The 21,294-nt window shown below is 47.4% G+C and carries 8 protein-coding genes and 1 pseudogene; 4 read left to right on the top strand and 5 right to left on the bottom strand.

Annotation, left to right across the window (positions count from 1 at the left end):
• Positions 1-2 precede the first annotated feature (2 nt).
• The 4 genes and pseudogenes from B0X70_RS21930 to B0X70_RS21915 all read left to right on the top strand — a co-directional run bounded on the left by B0X70_RS21930 (position 3) and on the right by B0X70_RS21915 (position 7,047).
• Entirely contained in the window at positions 3-1,178 is a 1,176-nt protein-coding gene (locus B0X70_RS21930; protein WP_217470396.1) for a KPHS_23130 family T6SS system protein, read from the top strand.
• Complete coding sequence (locus B0X70_RS21925) at positions 1,171-4,521, top strand: ImcF-related family protein (RefSeq protein WP_217470395.1); 3,351 nt, start codon at positions 1,171-1,173, stop codon at positions 4,519-4,521. The genes B0X70_RS21930 and B0X70_RS21925 overlap by 8 nt, the downstream gene beginning before the upstream one ends.
• A gap of 206 nt (positions 4,522-4,727) precedes the next feature.
• Positions 4,728-5,093: pseudogene (locus tag B0X70_RS21920) on the top strand (IS630 family transposase); the annotation flags it as partial.
• A gap of 355 nt (positions 5,094-5,448) precedes the next feature.
• A complete protein-coding gene (locus tag B0X70_RS21915) occupies positions 5,449-7,047 on the top strand; it encodes a hypothetical protein (protein ID WP_036809658.1) in 1,599 nt (532 codons plus the stop codon).
• Positions 7,048-7,214: 167 nt separating this feature from the next.
• Here B0X70_RS21915 and tcaC read toward each other — a convergent pair whose 3' ends face one another.
• The 5 genes from tcaC to ppxB form a co-directional block, all read right to left on the bottom strand.
• Positions 7,215-11,672 carry an insecticidal toxin complex protein TcaC gene (tcaC, locus tag B0X70_RS21910; protein ID WP_217470394.1) on the bottom strand — a complete coding sequence of 1,486 codons (4,458 nt, stop codon included), beginning with the start codon at positions 11,670-11,672 and terminating at the stop codon, positions 7,215-7,217.
• A 59-nt stretch (positions 11,673-11,731) separates the two neighbouring features.
• Positions 11,732-15,304, bottom strand: coding sequence for an insecticidal toxin complex protein TcaB (gene tcaB, locus B0X70_RS21905; RefSeq protein ID WP_217470393.1), 3,573 nt, complete (start codon positions 15,302-15,304; stop codon positions 11,732-11,734).
• A gap of 21 nt (positions 15,305-15,325) precedes the next feature.
• Entirely contained in the window at positions 15,326-18,613 is a 3,288-nt protein-coding gene (tcaA, locus tag B0X70_RS21900; RefSeq protein ID WP_264302088.1) for an insecticidal toxin complex protein TcaA, read from the bottom strand.
• A 519-nt stretch (positions 18,614-19,132) separates the two neighbouring features.
• On the bottom strand, positions 19,133-19,720 hold the full coding sequence (locus B0X70_RS21895) for a hypothetical protein (protein WP_246593366.1): 588 nt from the start codon (positions 19,718-19,720) through the stop codon (positions 19,133-19,135).
• Positions 19,721-20,185: 465 nt separating this feature from the next.
• Positions 20,186-21,208: a photopexin PpxB gene (gene ppxB, locus B0X70_RS21890; protein ID WP_217470391.1), complete on the bottom strand. Its 1,023-nt coding sequence runs from the start codon at positions 21,206-21,208 to the stop codon at positions 20,186-20,188.
• Positions 21,209-21,294: the final 86 nt, after the last annotated feature.

Here is a 21,294-nt window from a genome sequence, read left to right as displayed (position 1 = left end):
CAATGGCTTGGGAAATTCCAGAGTCTTATTCCGTACACCGGCCAGAACCGCCGGTCTGGTCGCTTTGGCGGCGGCTGTTCAGTATGGCTTGTTTCGCTGTCGTCGTTGCTGTCGGCGGTTTCTGGTATCTGTTTAAAGATCCCGCCAGCTTGCTTTATGCATTGATCGCTTTAGCCGGAATAACAGCACTGTTCGGGGTGATTGCCGGTTGGCGGCTGTTTCGTTACGGCGTGGAGCTGGAGCAGGCGGAAGTGCTGACGCAAGAGAACGCCTGGCAGGAGGCTCGCTGGCAAGCGTGGGCTTCTCAGGCGATACGGGTTGTGGATTATGATGCGCTTTTCCCGCCGGAAGTGCCGTCACCGGCGGATAAGGCGGTATTGGTCAATGGCGATAGCGCACTGGTATTGCCCCCTTTTTCCAGTTATTTCAACATGTTTGAAAATTTACTGGGAGCGGTGCGCAGTAGTTTGGCCGCGCATGTGGCTAATCATAAAGTGAATGTCTATTTTTCATCAGACAGGACCGAAACTGTCGTATGGGAGCAATTTTGTCAGGTTTGGCAAAAACTGGGGCTGCCTCTGTCTCAACTACAAGGCCCGATAGGGCTTAAATCCGATTATACCCATCAGATAAGCGACTGGTTGAATACGGAAATCAAAGGATTGCTGTTGGTCATGGCATGGTGTTGGCAAGACGATAAAACACTCGCGGCAACCAGTGAGGGCGCGGTGGTTTGGCTACTGGCGCCTCCCTCTTCTCAGCTGTCGGCAAAATGTTGTCTGCATCGGCCTATGGCTACGGTAGCGGCGGAGACGGAGCAGAGTGTGGCTCAGTTTCTGCGTTATCAACGTCCTGCCATCACGGCCGGGACACTGTGGTACAACGATGCGGATTCACCGGAGAAAGACAGGTTGTTAATTCGGCTGAATCAGAGATTAAAGACCTTGCCATCATCCGTACAACAGAGCGAGCCAACAACGCTTGATCAACAGTTTGTACCCCATTGGCTTGGGAAATCAGGGCCATATGCGGATTGGTTTGTATTAACACTCGCCATGAAAATGGCCGAATATCAGCAGGCGCCACAGCTTTTTCTGCTAGCGCACAATGCCTCGTTACAACTGGGGACTCTCTCCCCGCTAAACAATGTCACTTCATCAGGGGGCTTCCATGCTTAAAGCTTTTATTACCCGTAACTTGGGGGTAGGTCTGGTCACCAGTTTAATCGCACTGGTCTTGGGCGGACTGTTATCTTTCTGGGGCGATCGATTTGGGTTATCTACTCAGGCGGTCAAAATAATCGTCTGGATTGTCAGCATGGTGGGTGTGGTATGGCTGTTGAATCTTTTTCGTGATTACAAACAGCGTCTGCCCGTACGGGAAAGCGCGGTTAAAGCGCCAGTAGAACAAGTCGCATCCTCAGAAGCGCCATTTTATTTTCAGCGGTTGCAATATCAGCTTGGTCGGCGTTATGGCCGTTTCTGGCGTCGGCGGGTATGTATTTTGTTGGTGATGGGACAACGGGAGCAGGTAGAAGCCATTGTCCCCGGGTTGACCGCCCAGCACTGGCAGGAAGGCGAAAATAATCTGTTGCTGTGGGGCGGCAGTTTACAGGTTCAGCCGGATAAAGCGCAGTTACAGGCATTGCGTCAACTGCGTCGCCGTCGCCCGCTGGATGGGGTGGTGTGGGTGATGACCGAAGACCAGCTCGGCCAGCGAACGCAGATGGAGACCTCGTTGCGCATGCTGGAGAAACAGGGGCAACAGCTGGGCTGGCAGGCGCCGGTGTATGTGTGGAATATGCGTCACAGCCACTGGGACCAGCACGACCGGCCGACTCAGACCGTGGGCTGTTTTCTGTCGGAAGGGGGGACGCCCGAGATGCTGGCGCAGAGTCTGGATAGCCTGATACCAACGCTGGCGAATCGGGGCATGGAACAGGCGATAGCGGAAAACCGTCACGATTTTCTGTTGCGACTGGCGCAGTCTTTGCGGGATGGCGGGGTAACCCATCTGGTGAAACAGCTAACGCCATTGTTAGAGCGGCCGCCGTTGAGGCTGGCGGGGGTGACATTCAGTTTACCGCTGTTTGTGCCGTCAGGGATGGTGGAACATGGCTGGCTGGTGGATGCCAGTTGGAACGGGGTGCTGGAGCATGCGCGCGATAGCCGGGGGAAAGCAGTGGGCTTCCCGTGGGAGAAAAGCGCGCAGTGGGGGGTGATAGCGCTGGCGGCGTTCTGGGGCATGGGCAGCGTGACCTCATTTTGGGTTAACCGTCATCAGATAGCGGTCAGTCGTGAACGTATCAGCGAGGCCGGTGAGCGTCAGGGCGAGTTATCGGCCCGTTTGCTCAGTCAGCATGAGTTGCAGCGGGAAATTGACCGGTTGCAGTCGCAGTCAGAGCGCGGGGCGCCCTGGTACAGCCGTTTTGGGTTAAATCAGAATGATGCCCTGCTGAAAGTGATGTGGCCGGTGTATCAGCGCAACAATGCCGAACTGATACGTGATGCCGCTGCCCGGTTGCTCCATCAGCGTTTGACCGAACTGGTGAATCTGCCGGCGGGCAGCGCGCAGCGTTATCAGCGTATCACCTCGGCCTACAATCAACTGAAAGTGTATCTGATGATGGCGCGGCCGGAGAAAGCGGACGCGGCGGTGATGAGCCGGGTGCTGATGGCAAACTGGCCGCGCCGGGCCGGGGTGACGGATGGCCTGTGGCAACACAGCGGCGAGGCGTTACTGATGTTTTATGCCCAAAACTTACCGCGCCACCCGGAGTGGAAAATCAGCGTGGATAACGGGCTGGTCAGTGAAGTGCGTCAGATATTGCTCAATCAGTTAGGGCAGCGTCATGCGGAAACGATGCTGTACCAGAAAATGCTGCGACAGGTGGCTCACAGTTACGGGGATTTAACTCTGGCGCAGATGACCGGCGCCACCGATGCCGGTCGCCTGTTTAGCAGCCGTCAGGTAGTGCCGGGAATGTTTACCCGTCAGGCGTGGGAAGGACAGGTGCAAAAAGCGATAGCGCAGGTGGCAGCCTCCCGGCAGGAAGCGATTGACTGGGTGCTCAGTGACGGCCGTCAGCCCGTATTGAAGGCGGTGTCCCCGGCGGAGCTGAAAGCCCGGCTGACGGCGCGTTACTTTACCGACTTCGCCGGGGCGTGGCTGAACTTCCTCAACAGCCTGCGCTGGCATAAAACCCATAACCTGTCCGACACCATTGACCAGTTAACCCTGATGGCGGACGTGCGTCAGTCGCCGTTGATTGCGCTGATGAATACGCTGGCTTATCAGGGAGAAACCGGGCAACAGGGGGCGGCGTTGGCGGACTCGCTGGTGAAATCGGCACAAAACCTGTTGCAGAAAAATAAACCCTCGGTGATTGACCAGACCCGAATTCCACAGGGGCCATTGGATAACACCTTCGGTCCGTTATTAGCGCTGATGGGCAAGAGCGCGACGGAAAACGGGCTGACGGCGGACCGGTCGCTGAGTCTGCAAACCTTCCTGACCCGGGTGACGCGGGTGCGTCTGGCGCTGCAACAACTGGCGAATACCGATGACCCGCCGGCAGTAATGGAAGCCCTGGCCCAGAGTGTGTTTCAGGGGAAAAGCGTGGAGCTGACCGACACCCGGACTTACGGCAGCCTGATAGCGGCCAGTCTGGGCGCGGAATGGAACGGGTTTGGCCAGGCGGTGTTTGTGCGGCCGTTAACCGAAGCGTGGCAGACGGTATTACAACCGGCGGCGGCCAGTCTGAATGCGCAGTGGCAGTCGGCGGTAGTGGCAGACTGGCAAACCGACTTTGACGGCCGTTACCCGTTTGTGGCGGGGCAAAATGACGCCTCGTTGCCAATGCTGGGACAGTTTATTCGGGCGGATAGCGGTCGGATAGAACAGTTCCTGCACAGCCAGTTAGGCGGCGTGCTGCATAAAGAGGGGAAATATTGGGTAGTAGATAAAGTGAACAGTCAGGGACTGCATGTTAACCCGGCCTTTTTAAGCGCGATAAATCAACTGAGTCAGGTCGCGGATGTGCTGTTTGCCAATGGCAGCGAGGGAATACGATTTGAATTGCGAGCCAAACCGGTGCGGGATGTGGCGGAAACCGACCTGATGATAGACGGTCAACGGTTGCGTTACTTTAACCAGATGGAGAGCTGGCAGCATTTGCGCTGGCCGGGAGACGAGGATAATCCCGGGGTGGTGCTGACCTGGACCGGCGTGAACACCGGCGCGCGGTTATATGGCGAGTATCCGGGGACGTGGGGGTTGATTCGCTGGCTGGAGGCCGCCCGGGTGCAAATGCTGGATGAAAGCCGTTACCGGCTGGGATTGATCACGCCGGAGGGGTTGCCGCTGACCTGGGTACTGCGGACCGAAGTCGGGAAAGGGCCGCTGGTATTATTGAAACTGAGAGGATTTACCCTGCCGAAAACCATTTTTGAGGAGAATAGGGGAAATAACCGGCCTGAGTCGGTGAGAAAGAGAAATAACGACAACTGGATGACAGAATAATCGCTTATTTGACGGCATAAACCGGCGGCGATAAATGGCGATTATCCTCCGGTTATTATCAGATAAATAAATTTTCAAAATAGTAGATCACTGGAAGGGAACTCAGTCCGATTTTTGCGATCTGATCAATTGCGAAAAATCCCAAACCTCAAAACGGACTGAGTGATGTCAATTATAGCATCCATACCTCAAAATGAATGCCAGGAAATGCCCAAACAGAGCAAGTCATCTATGTTAAAGGAATAAAAAAGAACTCTGATTTATTTATCAAAATGTTAGATGAACTGAATCATCAATATCCCCATGCGGAAACCCTTACATTAATCTTAGATAACTACGCTATTCATAAAAGTCAGAAGGTAAAGGAGTGGCTGGCACGACATCCTAAATTTGCTCTGTTGTTTTTATCCGTCTATTCACCGTGGCTAAATAAAATAGAACGGTTATGACAATCGCTCCATGAGACAATAACGCGAAATCATTGTTGTCAATTTATGTGGCGGTTGCTTAATTATGTTGATGCTTTTTTGGCATCGTTTTCATTACAGCAAAAGCCAGGAAGAAAAAAATAGGTGTAGTACTATTATGAAACCTTATTTAATCAACATAAATATAATCTAGTGGAATTATCATATAATAATATTGTTTTTTATTTAGATAGATTAGAGAGAAATATTATTACAACTAATTTCTATCTCTTTTGTGGACAATGGTGAAAACTACACTATTATGAAATTGATGCATTGAAATAATTAATGCCAATATAACAGTTTAGTAACTACATCACAGTCTATAATAACAGACTGAACATATTAACGCTCTATTAGGGAAAAACTTATACCGTTCATGATGAAAAGGCAATGAAGTGTCATGATAACTCATTGGCTGTAATCGGAAAAGTAATGTTAACCAAGTGGAGATAGATATATGTCTAAATACAAATTAAACCGATATTTATTAGCAATTTCTGTATTGTATGCTTTCATATCAGGAAATGTTATTGCCGCCAATCCTAAAATATCTGCATATTATCTTAGTGGGCCTGCTGCGCAGGTTGATACTCAAGAATATTATGCCAGCCTTGATAACTTTAAAAAATTAAGTAGAGATATTTCTAAGAATAAGAGTAACTTTAATACGTTGGTATTATCTTTTGTCCAGCCTGGTTTTGTTAACTATGAAAAAAATAGCCTGAAATGTTCAGGATTGTTTGGTTATACCTGTACTTCTGGTCAAAGTGTTAGCACCCAAGAAGCTGAAAATGCCAGGGCCGATTTTGTGGCATTGAAAGGTGTTATCGCTGATTTAAAATCTCATGGAGTGAGTACTTATATCGCTGTAGGTGGATGGAATTTTAGTTGTTATCCGAAAATTTATGATGTAACCGCCGGCAAAAAAGATGCTTGTGGTAATGAACCCGGTGCGGTTTATGATATCTTCCCTAATCCCCTGACCAAAATTCCTCGATTTGACAGTACTATTACGGGCAAAGAAGCAGATAAGGCATATAGAAATATTGTCAATTTGGCGGCTGACTTGAAAGTCGAGGGAATTGATGTTGATTATGAGGAATTCTGGCACGCTGATATTAATGCAAAAAGTTGGAAATTAACCCCTGACTCAATCAATGTTCCCCCTAATAACAGCGAAACTCTTATTACATCAACTTTAATAGCCAAGGGACTCGGCGGTTATGTTTATGATGCGTCAATGAAGATTGTCCCTGGCGCAGAAAAAATTCCCCGTGCAATGCCTGTAACCGTGGATAAATTCGCCGCTATTTTAAAATCTTTTTACACTTCAATTAATGCCGTTAAACCATCACTTAAGCTAAGTACAGCAGGTCCTGCAACGGGAGGTATCCCGAATATGTCCGCTAACTGGGGAACTAATGCGAGGAATAGTGATATTTATGGTGGTGCCTGGTGGGGAGGAAATCTCTATGGTTTGATTTATAATACTGCGCTGAGTTATCCCGATTTGATCAACCGACTCAGTTATATTGGTGTGATGACGTATGATTTAAGTGAAAAAGATTGTGGATTTATTGGCGGCGGTGAAACATATATTCCTTGTGACCTTCCTGGACAGGTTAAGTATTATTATGGTCAATATATTAACTGGCTTAAATCCGGCAATGAAGTAGTCACCTTTCATGTCAAACTGAAAGGAGCACGTAATTATGCTCAGGCATCAGTTCAACCGCAAAAATTATTGGTTTTGCCGCCTATTACAGTTGGATTTGAAGTGGGTAAACCGGCAACCGGTAATTTGCCGCTCACGAAGGCAGCTCTCAATAGCATATTAGATGGTACGATCAAATATGGTAAAACGGGCCTTATAATGTGGGATCTATTTAAGAATGAACGTTATGACGGTAATAACTGGAAAGATGAGTGGGCAACACCTAATGATCTTTTGTCTACGGCTTGCAAAAAAATAGGATTGACAGGAGAGCATTATAATTGCGATAGCTCTGTCCCGACACCTGCTCCTGTTTCGGCTTTTACCAAGAAAGAACATTGATGTTGATATTTAATCTTTAATTCTGTCAATATGCAGGTTTCCTTGAAAGGCGACCTGCATTATTAAAGAGAACGGTGGAACTTACCGGAAATGCTGAATTTTCATAGTTGATTGGATACTGCCCCGCGATGTACCGCGAGCGGGGCAACAGATAAAAATATGTAAAACTATGGGGTTCTTGATGCTGTATCGTTTTCATCCTCACTGACAATAAACCACGGGGTGTACAGCTTTTCTCGCAAATATTTCTTAGCAGTGATGACTTTGTATTCCCGTCCCAGTGGATCATAAAGGTGGGTATCGGCAAACAGGTCATCTCGTGCGCTGTCATCACTAACGTAGCGCCAATCATTCAGAAAATAGGGTTGATAAGTACGCACAGGTTGGCCTTTGTCGTCATATTCTGTGCGACCGGAAACGGCCCATCGGGTGTCTGTAGGGGCACTGACCAGAACGCCATTTGCATCCACGACCAGCCCGCCATCCTCTTTACGTTGCCAGGCATCACCTGACTCATGACGGGCTGAACTCTGGAGTAACCGGCCAAAACCGTCACTAAAACTCACCGTCTGTTGGTGCTGCTGTTGCGGATCGTTATCATAGCGATCAGTGGTGATCCCCAGTACATGTGGCGGTAAACGGGGAATACTTGCCAATAGCGAAATAAGTTGAATCGTCAGGTTCTGATGGCTTGTTCCTCGTTTCCCGCTTAACGCACACACTTTCCCATCTTCGGTAACCATATGAGCGGCACGCAATTGCGCCCATAGCGCTTCTGCCTCTTCTTGTGACTGAGAAAGCTGAGATAAAGATAACGACGGCATCCAGCTATCAACGGCATAGACTAAACATTGGGCAACGGGGAGTGCGCCAGTTAATGCCAGCGCTTTATCTATGGAGTCCGGTGGTGTGAAGGGCTGGTTGGAATAGCCTGTGGCTTGTCCTGCCTCTGTGCCCCAGAACCGGCTGGTGGTCACGCGACCTAGCGCATCCAGAGTCACAATATGTTGATTATCATTAATATCTGTCAGTTGTACCGGTATAAGGAAACGATAATCGTAATGGGCTTGCGTCGTTAATCCAGCGGCATCCTGAGTCTGTATTATTACACAATGATGGGTATCCCAGGTCAGTGTGGTTTTCCCTGTCAGCAACGAGTTACGTTGAGCCTGAGGCCGCCAGAACTGTGCGGCGTCACCGTAATCGGTATAACCTTGCCGTGCCACCCATACCGGGCTTTCTGATCTGGTATTAAACAACCGCGCGACTTGCTGATAACCGGCCTGTGTCAGCGCGGTATTCAACTCTTGCTCTTCAATCACGCCTTCATACGCCTGTAATGAGGTATCGTCCATCATGGCGGTTTCTTGGAACGCGACCAGTGCTTGTAACGTGGGTTTTTCTAGAGTGACTTCCGCTTGACCGGCGGTGTAAAACGTCTGTTGTTGTCCCAGATAAACGGCCGCTTTTTCATCTGCTAGCAGGCCATCATCTTTCAGCAAGATTTCAAGGGAAATCCCTTCGGTTGGAATTTTGCTCCGGTCATAAGTATAAACATCACGGCGTTGTGCATTCGGTAAACCTAATCGCCAGTTTTCCCCATCAGTCAGGTGATGCCAGCTATTTTTTTGTCTCACCAGACGTAATAGTTGTTGTTGATCATCATAGCTGCTGTCAAATAGCGTTTCCGGCAGGGTAGGCGGGTAGGGATTCACTGCTGGTTTTTCGCGGCGCGGCCAGGCAATATCGACACTTTGCAGTGATTGACCAAAGATATCGTGTTGCAACTTGATACTCTGGCTGAACTGTGGGTCAGTGATGATACGTTCATAGTGGTAGCTGCGATTTTCAATAGCAGTCACCCAGGCAGATAATTCAGTTTCTTTATTTACGGGAATAGAGCGTACCTGATAGCGCGATTCACTGACGGTATAAGGCACTGTTTGCTTATCTGTTCCGTCCAGACCGTAGAGCTCAGTGCGTAGCAGTTGGCCTTTAAGCGCTCGCGTCAGCCAGTTACGTTGTGTCTCATTGGGGGTAAATGCTTGGTCTGTCTGGTTGGTGTGATCCCAGACGGTATAACGGGTTTCAAATCCGCTATAAGCTTGCGTGTCTGCCTGCCAATATTCCGTAGCTAATTGGCTGTCTACTTCATCCATGCCGGTGGCAAACCAGCTAATACTCAGCGACGGTGCCGCCTGTTCGGGGGTGGTGCCGTGGGAAAACGTTGTGGTATCTGTCTGTTTGATGCAGCCAAATCCTCTGAATTCCCGCTCTTTACCATCCCAGACGCCGTGGCTGTAGTTGACTTCACTGGTGAGCCGGTTGCCGCTGATTTCATCCTGAATTTCGGTATACCATAGCAAATGCATTGGAAACGGCAGATAACAAGCCGGAGATTTGCCTGCTTTGGTGAGCTGTAATTTCTCATCCAACCAGAATTGCGCGGAACTGCGATAATGTAGCGTGTGATGTGCGCCCCGGTTATTGTTCATTACATTCAACAACCAGGGTTTGGTCAGTGACAGGTCACAACGCCAGTGATGTGGCGCGATATGTGGCACAGTCAGAATCAGGCTGGCTATCCCTAATCCCTGAATATCGGCGACTTGAAGTTGGCAAGTGTTGTCAAATTGTACGCCTTCTGGCAACGCTAATGTCAACGGGGCATCAAACTGATTACCACTTTGGTTGAGATAAATGAGCAAAGAGCCGGATTGTGCATAGATAAGGTCGGTGGTGCCGGAGCCGTCGATATCCGCCAAAAATAGCCGTTCGGGATTGAAGCTATTTTCGGGCTGGCTGAATCCCGGCAGGGTTAGTGGTTGACCGAAACGGCCATGCCCTAGATTCGGCCAACAGGTGACGCGATTAGCCTTGATTTCCACCAGATGTTGTTGACCGGAACCGAGCATATCACTGAAAGCCACCAGTTTGCGGGCGTCGGTCCCTGTGACGGGCAGGGTGATACCTGTGGATTGGGGGACATCTTCTCCTTTACGCCAGCCGTTTCGCTGGTTGGCATATAGACGCACGCTTTTCGGCCCGATCAACACTAAATCAGATAAGCCTGCCCCGGTAAGGTCAGCGAACTGGATGCTTGGATGAAAATATTCCACGGGCAAGGCATTGATTGGCGTAAAGTGCGTCCACTTTCCATCGGGTTGCTGACTATGGTATCCGCGAATACCGGAGGCGGTAACAACCCAATCCAGTTGGCCGTCTCCGTTGATATCCATCAATGAGGCATTATCCTGCAAATTGGGTAGGGTAGGCAGTGGGGCGATTTTGTCGTAAGTGACGGCATTACTATCTCCGTCTTCCTGACGTTGCGGAGCTTTATACCACCATGCGCCGCGTTCCTGGTATAACATACCCGGTAGCCCTTCTCCCCGCAGATCAACCAGTTGATAACGTTGCTGCGAGTTAAAATTATCTAGTGCGTCAAAGCGTTGCCATGTCGGCATTTTCTCCAGATCAAACCGCTGCCAGGCTAGTTCTAGTGGTGGCTGGGTGACTGGGCTGCCGTCCGGTTCATGGCTTAATTGACGGATGGAAATCAACGTGGTGACGCTGGCGTTTTTGTCATATTCCAGTATTAAGCGTCCAACCAGTTCCGGGGCGTCATTGGTACCGGCTTCTCCGGCCATGAGCGCGGTACGGTGAAACATCAGCACTTGTTGACATAAGCGGCGAGTACGCACTTCAAAACCATATTCATAGCGAGAGAAGATATCCGGGCGTACAGACCATTGCGTTGTACCTGCATCCCATGTTGGCACGGTATGAAGTGAGGTATCGCGCTCACCGTGGTCAAAGACCAGATGAAACAGCCACTCTTCCGGCGCGGGAGGTGTGTTATCCAGCACGAACAGGCTGGTTTGTGGTTTGATGTTGCCGTAGTTCACCTGTACCAGATAGCGCTGCGCGATAGCGTTGGGATGAGCGGTTTTTTCATTGTCGTCACAATGGGCTTCATCTTCGGCTCGGTATTGATAGCTGACATGTTCACCGGTTGGCGTCACAGTTTCTTCCAGCAACCACTGGGCGATTTGTTGGTCATTTTGCGGATTTGCCAGACAAGCCTGCGCGGTTTTCCCTAAGATGTGTAGTTGGCCGTCCGGTGACGATATCAGCCAGAAAGCGCGTCCTTCTTGACCGGAGGCAGGTTGCCAGTATTCGATTTTACTGAAATCCAGGATCTGGCGGGCTTGATAGCGGGTCACGGTATAGGAAATTGGCAAGGTAACGCCTTGCAGCGTCTTAACGTTTTGGTGGATATCAGGTTGCCCTTGGTCATTCAGGGCGATATTCATGACCTCGCCTTGTGGGGAGAGGAACGTGTCGTCATTGCCGTATTGTGGAATGCCATGTTGGGTGCGTCGGCTAATGGCCATGACACCGCATTGCCAGCCGATGCCGAAAGGCCCATTACCCGCGCTGTTGCTGTAAATCAGCGATAATCCAGGAGCCGTCCCTCTGCCGGTCGAAAGGGGTAATGGCAGAGATAGGGAGGCCATTCCATCAGGGCCGGCAGCATTCAGTGCTTCTCCCATGCCATTGATAGCACCGCCACCTTTGGGAAGTGACAGCGTTGTAATCGATACTTCTGGTGAATCCTGCATAAAGTACTCCTTAATAACAGGCCCCTGATAGGGACCTGTAATCGAAAAAGAAAAGAAATTTACGCGTCTCGAATGATGTAATTCAGATGCACAATGATGTCACTCAGATTAGCGACCAACTCGTGTTGCGTTCCCTCTTTACCCGCATGGAAAATATTGAGTTCCAGTGTGCCGGTTGTTGCATCTCGACCTTCAAAAGGCAGAAAACGGCTGTCGTTAAAGTCGGTAACAAACCGGCCTCCGTCATTCACACCGTGTGATAAGGCGGCGATTTCCGCACCCATTACCAGTGTGGCTTCAAGATCTTGATATGGCCCCAGAAGTGTTGGCAGGGTGACGGCGATACGTTTAATACGACGTTTCTTCTCGTTACCCAAGTTGTAAGAGTTATCCAAACCTAGCTGACTCAAATCCAGTGTTGCTTGGAAGATATCCCCTGTCAGCGCCAGAGTGACGCCACCGGATGGAGATACCGTTTCCCCGTTAAGCACTTTATTGATATTTTCACTTAACGTCCCTGTGCCAAACAGGGTATCCAGCGACACGGTGCGGATGGCTTCCAGCCCGATACCACCACGTGCAAGCCAGATGGCATCCAGTTTCTGTAGCTCTGAACTTAAACCTTCTCCTGCTAACAGCCCTTGCCACAGATCATTCCACACCGGAACCTGGAAAAGACTGTCGCTCTCTTTCTCGCCTAATTCCTGTACTAATGCGGCTTTTGCCTGGAGACAGATTGGCAGAGTGGAATCATACATTTGGTAATAGAGCGCGGAGAGACGACCGGCCATCCAGTTATACAGTGCCTGCCCGGTAAAACGAGTGGTTTGCAGGTCATAAATCGCCTGGGCATTCGCTTGTTCGGTTTCAGAGAGCGTGATCTGTTTCTGTGCCATCGTGATTTGCTCTTGCAGGCTTTGTATCTGGGCATCCAGTTGGGTTATTTCGTTATCAGCAATATCCCGTTGCAATGCCCATTCTTCCTGACGACGCTGATAGCCTGCTGTCACTTCTGAAATGCCGGCGCTCTGATCTTGGATGCCGGCGCCAACTTGGGTTGCTTGCCCGGAGCCAATTAATGGCGCTCCCCATTCCGATCCGCCGTTAGCCAGCCCGAAGACGTTAGGTACAGCGTTGGCGATTCCGCCGGCAATCAGCAATCCCGTTGCAACGCCATTGGTAATCATGGCGGTGCTGCGTAGTGTCAGACCGGCGATTTCTGCCGCAGATAGACCACCGTTAATCAGGTCGCTGTAATGTTTTTGCCGCAATGTGGCGCCATCACGGCTAGCCTGTAATGCGGTCAGGCTGTGTTGTAATCCTTTTAGATTATTTTGTTGTATATCGTGCTGTTGTTTCAGGATGGCTTGCTGTTGAGTCTGCAACAGTAGCGTCATTTTTTCATTATCCTGATGTTCTAACGTTGTTTGTAAGCTGTTGCCGAACTGAGTCAACAAACTCACGGCAGAGCGGGCGCGTTCTACCAATAACGGATAGCGCCAGCCCTGAACACTGCCTTGACCACCAGCCGGACTACTGCCTGTACCGTCCCCTCCGGCTTGCTGGCGTTGCAGGGTTTTCGGGTCTACCGGCGTGGCATACAGTGGCAGATTTAGCGGTTGACCATCCAGACTCAGATTGTGGCGCAGGTTGTATAGGCGTAACTCAAGTTTATCCCAGTAACCGAGTAGTACATCGTTGTACGGTGGCAAGAAATCACCGTCGCCAATATTTGCGGTATCGCCTGCGCTTAGCCAGGCAGCGAACGTCATCACCTCCGGTGAACTGAGGAGTGTCGGTGTGGCAATAGCGCCAGCTTCTTTACTCAAGGTGGGATTTGGCCAAGTATTGGTGGTATGGATATCAGGGCGCGGTCCCAGTAGCTGTTGTGCCTGAATGTAGTACATTTTGGCTTCGACTAGAGTATCGCGTTCAAGTTGACGGTAAGCGCTGTCGCCTCGGGCAATCAATAGATCAAGGGTATGCAGGAATATCGCCAGCTTGTAATGCATCGGGTCCGCCATAGCGATCACATCTGGATCAGTGGTGGCGGGCTGTGTGGTATCCCATGCGGTATCCAGTTGCAATGGCATCACATTCCAATAACGTGGTTTACTGCTATCCATAATGAGCTGGCCATTAGCATCGCGATAACCGGCGCTGCGGAAAATATATTTGTACCAAGTGTCCGCGTCTTCGTAACGTTGTTCGGTTTGCATACGGACCGCAACCAGGAACGGAATATGGAAGAAGATTTCCCATAGATAAATACCATAGGGACCACTGAAATTATCAACCGGATTAGATCCGCCAAACTGCCCCTGAACGTCATAATTAAGTAGTGAATCGAGGCTAATATCTAATAGCGCGTTGAGATCTACATAATTAGGGAGGTGTAAATTTATTACTTCACTAGAAGGTAGTGTAAATTTCTTGCCGTCTGATGAGAATGTGCCGTAGGAGGTAAATATATATGCCGTAAGATTAAAACTACAATAATTGTAATTGTTATAGCTTGTGTCATGGCACATGCGTAACTTAATGTCTAAATAATCTTTTGAAGGTAAATCTGCACTTCCTGTATTAGGCAGACTCTTGATTACCGCTTTTGATGAGTCATAACACAGCGTTACTCCGGTTTCTGGAGTAGCTCCACCAGTATTTTGTAAAGTAAGAACCTTTCCATCTTCTGAAATATTTAACTGAGCGTCAGAACCATATTGTGAAGCTACTTCAGTTGGGCTTGATGAACCAGTTGCTCCTTGTCTAGTGTAATCGCTAAAGATAAGCTGGGTGCTTTTTTCTTTTTTCTTTGAAGTCCAGTTATAGTCACTGCTCATAACCCAGACATTTTCAGTTTTAGATAAGTGATCACTTTCGTTAGTAATATTAAACCAGCGAATATGCAGCTTATTATTTTCCCAAAAGGATTCTACCGTATCTAAATAAGGCTCACTAATCCCGGCATTAATTGCTCGCCACTCTGACCATTGATCTGGTTTCAACTTACCGCCATCAGTGACTAAAGTTAATTTTCGCCAATAAAATGCATAGGGTGCATTCTGTGTACGGCCAATAAAGAAGATGGTTTTATTATCCTTACCTTGGCAGGCAGTAATATAATCAAGGGTAGCTAAAGTGTCATAACTAATTAGATAATCACGTAACTTAGATTCAACTAATTCACTTTTTAATTTCCCTTGAGAAATACCTTGTTCAAATGCGGTAAATATCTCGGTCTTATTCAATCGCAATGTTGGATCAATATAATCTCCGGCATAGAATTTCAACCGTTCCTTGCCAGCCCAAGTGCTATAACGGTGGTTAAAACTATCCCAGTTATATAAAAACTGTTCATCGGCAAAATAGGGTTTTGCTGAGTCTGCCAGCGTGCCATCATAGCCCTCTATCGCACGATGAATAAACAATTGCAGACTGCCAATCGCTTCGGACAGCGGTGAAGTGGTAACCAGATCGCTAATTTTGGTATCCAGCAACAGATATTCGTACAGATCATCCGCAGTCTGGATACTCTCTTTTAAATCTGCGGGCACCTGAGTAGCAATATAATGAGCAACCAATGCATCACGGCGCGCTTCTTTCAACGTTTGTGTAAATAAAGATTCAGACATAATCAATTCCTTCTTATCCGGTTACTGACGATTGCTGATTGCGGCACTTAAGTTTTGGGCTACCGATGCCAGTAAGGCGCTACTCTCGGCGGCAGGGTCTGCTTGCATCATGGCCAACAGATTGCCCAGAGTGATACTACCGACATTCAGGCTTTGCCCGACGCGTAACCAGGTCAGAAGTTGCCAGAGTGATGTAAAACTTTTCGGCCAGTTATTTTCCCCTAATAACAAGGTATTAACTTGCGCTACCGTACCTTTATCCATCTCATGCAATGTGGCGATCAGTGAAGCTGCATTTTCAGTCGTCATATCGTTGGCATTTAATTGATCGAAACAGCGCATCGCTTCATCACGGGAAACGGTGACCTGAGTTTGCCACTGTTTAAAACGTGATAGCGTGAGTAATAGCTCCGGATTGGGAACAGGAACATTCGTGATGCCGTTGATTAAACGTTCGGGATAGGTTGTCAGTAATTGCAGATCCTGCTCGGTCAGGCTCAGCCATTTCACAATTAACACTAGCTGGCTAAGTTGCTGAGTAGCAATGACCAGAGAAGTGTCGGTTTGTAAGGAATCCAGCGTGGCATTGTCATGGCTAAACAGGGTTTGAATATCATGCCAGTAGTTCGCCAGTGTAAAAGGATTATCACTACCGATTGTGATTTTCTCCAGCCAGAAGGTTACGATACCCATCACATTGCTCTTAATGCCGAAACCGGCACTTAGCGCCCGCAGCACTTTCTGCTGTAACGCCGAATCCATTGTTTCTTTAGTGGCAGCTTGACTATTCACGCTGTCACAAACGTTTTCCAAGAAATTGAACATCTCAGCGGTGGCGGTACCGCTCCATTGCGTACTTACCATCCCTTGCAGATAAGTCAGACTTAGATTTACGGACGACATCCAATCCAGCACCTGCTCGGTACGGCGTAAAATAGCCAGTGGTTGCAGGGATTTTGCCTGACCTAACTGTTGCAATAAGATATCTTTTCCGCCTTCCATCAGACGCCATAAAATTTCGGCTTGGGCAAATGTCAGCCCAAACAAACGGGGAATGGCGCCGAAGCGATACAACTGACTGGCGGTATATTCATCCAAGGTAAAACTGCCTGCATTACCGAAGCAATAGCGACCAATACGGAACAGTTCATCACTGGTGACACCCAATGCTTTGCAGCATATGGCGGCTAATTTATCCTGCTCATTTTCTGCATATTTCACCTCTGTACCTAGCGCAATGACATGATTACCGTCGGCAGAGCGGAAAGCGGTTTCATAGAAACTGGGTGTCTGATCTGGCGTATAAGGATTTACTGCACTAATGAAGGTCGCAAAGGTATTGGCATCAAGCCCATAGCGCTGTTTTAGGTTGACATACTCTGCCAGTGCTTCAAGGACTGGTTTATCCAGCACAATTTTGTCGTGGTGGTCCGGCACACTACGACTGGTATTGGCAATCAGCCAGTCCAATTCTTCAAATGATAGCCCGGTCTGGGATGATAAACGCACCAGCTTTTCAGCGCGACCGGCTAAGGCGACTACCGTATCGTCAGTGAAATTCAGGCTTTTACCGTCGGTCTGAATCCACAGATATTGACCATCAGCCGCGTCTGCCAGCGTGCTGTTCAGATAAGCGGCGCCGTAGACATTGACGCGAGTCGGGGTGGTTTCCCCAAAACGAACATAGCGGCTGGCTGCTTTCGCATCAATGCTGCTTTGACTGTAAGATTGCTGAGCGGTCAAATCCATTAACTGATTGAAGCTTAACCGGGTCTTCTCACAGAAAGTATCGATAGAATTCAGTTTGCTGGTCAACTCGCTGGTTGACAATGGAGAAGCCCGTAAGCTAGCGCCGTTAAAACCATAATGGTTGGTAATATCATCTTCTGTCGGTGCCGGATTGGTCATCAATTGATAACTGACCGGCGTCAGTGACAGTGTTTCGCGGGCTGGTGGCGATGGAATATTATTGATCGCGGGAGGAATCACATCATCAGGGTTTGTCGGAGTGCCTGAACTATCGCTACAAAAGATTAATAACAGCCCGTTATCTTTTGTCCCATTGAGGACCAGAGCATTTTTCCAGTTTGACTGACCGGAACTATCTACTGCGATATAACCTTTATCTGTTTTCAGGTAGTACTTATCTTTGTCCTGGCTGCGTTCCAGTGTGACCGGCAGATGGAAGCTTGGCAAAGGCTGAGTACTGCCTGATTTGTTGGCTACTTGAGCAAAAATACCATCTTGATCCGGATTGGTTGAGCTGTTGCCTCTTAAGAAACAGCCGGTCAGAACATTACCGTCTCCCATCTTTGTACCATCAGGAGCGCCGAGGTAGTAACACTGTTTTGCCATCGACCAAGTGAGTTTCAACGGTGCGACTATTGCGGCGGCGGCTTGATCCGGATTACCTGCAATCAATTGTGCGCCGACAATGCCGTTCCCGCTGGTGTACTGTGACAGGTAAACCATAGGTTGCCCGCTGAATCCCACCGCTTTGAAATAAAAAGTATTTCCGGCAAAAAATGTATCTTGATTACCATCTTGGGCAGCGAACAATTTGCGTGTATTCGTATTATCGGTCTGTTCTGAAACCGCTTGTGCCGTGGTATCTGTCAAAGTATTCCACACACCGTTCAGCGTTCTGGCTTGTGCCGATAAAGCAGAATCGATTTGCGACAGATGATCGTCATAAGGTAACGTCATTGGGAAGAATGCGCTGGATAGCTCAGTAATATCTTTACCGCCTTTTTGTAGCACATCCAACAAGATATCAAGGGAAGTGACCTCTTTATTCATTGTCGTTTCGCTTAATATCAGATCCTTCAGATCAGCGCGGCGATTATCAATATGCAAACTGGAATCTGATTTATGCAGATCTTTAGCAACTCTGTAGAGTGCGGAAGCATAACGGCCCGGTGAAAATAGGGATTGAATAGAGGCAGCGTCAGCATATTGACTGGCACGGTTCATTAAATCGCTGAAATCCCCATCACCGCCAATATTCTCTACCAAAGCATCTTGAAGCACAGAGACGTTGGATTGTGGGTTAAGTTTAGCCAGCCCTTTAATAACCGGCTCCTGACGCAATTGCCAGGCTCGGTAGAGGGATTTCAGATTTTCTGCACGTTGCCGCGCCTGACGATAGACGGTATGAGCCTCTTTAACGGACAGGGTGGGAACGGATTGAACGAAAGTAGCCCGGCTGATTGATGCGATATCAAATACGTTTTGATAACCGGCGTCAAGCAGGGGCTGTTCGGATGTACCTGATAAAAATGATATTTTATTTTGCATAACAGTCACCATTACATGGTTTAGAATTAGAACATCTTGGAAGGTTAGTTACGAAAATCGAGCTAGCTTTCTTGGTATGACAATTCATAAACATTCCTTTTATTTCTGTTTGTTTATTGCTGGTTCAATTGAGGTGATACAGAGACAAACAAAACGACCAGTATGAGAAACTTCATCCAAGGTGCTGATAGCAAAAGTGTAATAAAAATGAAAAATAATTTATGATAATGAGCTAGTTCATGATTTATCTTAGGTATTTATAATCATTTTTACTATTTGGTAAGAGTTGTTAATTGATGGAGGCATGACTTTATAGCGTGGAAGCTTATTATGTTAAGCTCAATTTTTATTAATGTAGGAATAAAAAATTAATTTAATCGTAGCGGCAAATAAACCACGTAAATAGTTTCAATCTGAAAATAATAAAACTTACATTTATCGGGCATTTTTGGTCTTTTGCTGGCTAAAACGCACAAAAACTTATTTCGTTTGTTCTTGCCAGCTTCGTTTGAGCGATAAAGCGAGCTGTTGTTACCGCATCTTACGCCACAATGGCATGATATTGGTCAACACATCAGGGGGAGGGCAAGGATCATTCACCTTTGCCATTTTCCATAAGCCGCTATGGCTTTTACGGGCAGCATTATTGGACATGAAGACTTGATATAACGAACCTGTATCGCTGGCATGATTATGGGTATCAAGAAAACCTTTATCTCCCCATCGGTTATAGAGAGAGATACTATCGCCTTCTCTGATATTTTCATTTGGTGGGGTGGTTTCACAATAAATAATCCATTCTAATGTCGCTCTTTTGCGGGTATCTGAGGTATAGACTTGATGTATTTCGGTTAATTGTTCATTTTGATCCACTACATCATAATATTGTAAATAGCCGCCATCACAGTAATATAGGTTGTGAAGTAAAATAATATCATTATTGATTATTTCACTACCGACAGATTTTCCTGTTGCTGACTCAATTCTCCAGGCGCCGCCATAAATAGCTAAGGAAGCATCTACGGTTACTACGCCATATTTGGTTCCGGGTTTATTGCCGTTGCCAAATACACTGAGATACCCTCCGCTCCAGTTCTTGTAGCTGTTTAATATTGTCACGGTATCGCCATATTTAAGTATATTACCCATCATTTCCTCGGAAAATATGCTATTGCTCTTCAAACAACTGATGCTTACCCTGAAATGCCTTTACTTCCGATGATGCTATTACTGCATAACTTCCGGTGTCATTTCAGGGCTAGGTTATTGTCATGAACAGGTTATCTCGCCTTTTATCTGCTCCCTTGTGGACGTGAAATAGGGTCGAATTCCTGCACTGTTTAATATTCATAGCAACGGGAGATAGGAAAAGAAAAGATCAAAAAATTAATTTTTATCGGCTAGGGGACTATTTGGCGGATAACTGAGTTTGGCCTGTTATCATGTTACTTGAAAAGGTAAACATGTTTTTTCTATTTGTAACCGTGTGTCATATCAGTAAAAGCGGCACAATACCGCTTTAATTTATGGATAAATGTCATCTCTACTGATGTTGCCAGAGTAGCGTATTTTTGGCTTTTTGATTTAGGTCTGTGACCAAATTAACACGACTATGCTGTCATCGTAATTATTATTGCCCCCATTGCTGGCGCCGATAATGGCTGTTCCCGGTTTTTCGTCAAGGGTATTATAGGCGTAACGGAGTTTACAGGGTTTGCCGTCGCCTATAATTTCAATGCAGACTTTGCCGGTGCTTGATGAGTAATTTTTAAAGCCCAACACACTATTGACTCCTTGGCTGATTAATGTATCGACTAACTGATCGTCAATATACACTTTTATCGTTTGCTGATGGGTAGTATTACCATAGGCTGACAGGCTAAGCTTGATATTGTGAGGTAACTGGAAACAGTGTTTACCGGTGTTATTGCTGCCACATATTCCGCCACAGTTTCTATATTCACTACCTAACGAATCGATATCAACCGATACGGCAGCTTGAACCTTTTTGAAAGTGATTCCGTTCCAGTAAGCTTGAATAAAGGAGGGTTCACCATCGATAACATGAGATTTTGTATTGTATTGGACGTAATAACTATCTTTGAAAAAGTAAATAATAGAACCGGTAATATTCTTCCATAAAATAACAGCATCGAGGTCTTCACTGAATCCTGCATATTTCCCGGTGGCGCCCCATCGCTCTGAAATGGTTTTCTTATTAATCGTGTGTGAACTGACGGTGTAATCGATGCAATCTCTGCCTTTGAAGAAACAGACAACATCTTGTTTTGTATCCACCCACTCTATGGCTGCGTCTATACCATTTTCGAATCCCGTACCTTTCAATCCTGGCCATCCCTCAATAATGGGTTTTGGTCCATCAATCACCAGGGCTTTGGCTATATCGAATTTAAGGTATTGTGATCCTTTAAAAAAATATAATGAGCCGCTTAAATTAATCACATCGTCAATATCTTTTTGAAACTCGATGGGGAGACCAGGCCAATCATGACTGATAGGTTGGGGATAATCAGTATCTGCTTTATCTTCTGAGTCGTTATATCTAATGTTTTCTGAGTTAAGAAAGAAATAGGTTTTTGAATTCATTTTTTACATCCTTAATAATGGTTAATCTGAATGTCATTCTGATGTGTTTACTCAATTTTCTATTTTCAGATATCACAGCGATATAT

The organism is Photorhabdus akhurstii, from assembly GCF_019090985.1.
In the GTDB taxonomy this organism is placed as follows: Bacteria; Pseudomonadota; Gammaproteobacteria; order Enterobacterales; family Enterobacteriaceae; genus Photorhabdus; species Photorhabdus akhurstii.
This window is presented reverse-complemented; position numbering and strand designations above follow the sequence as displayed.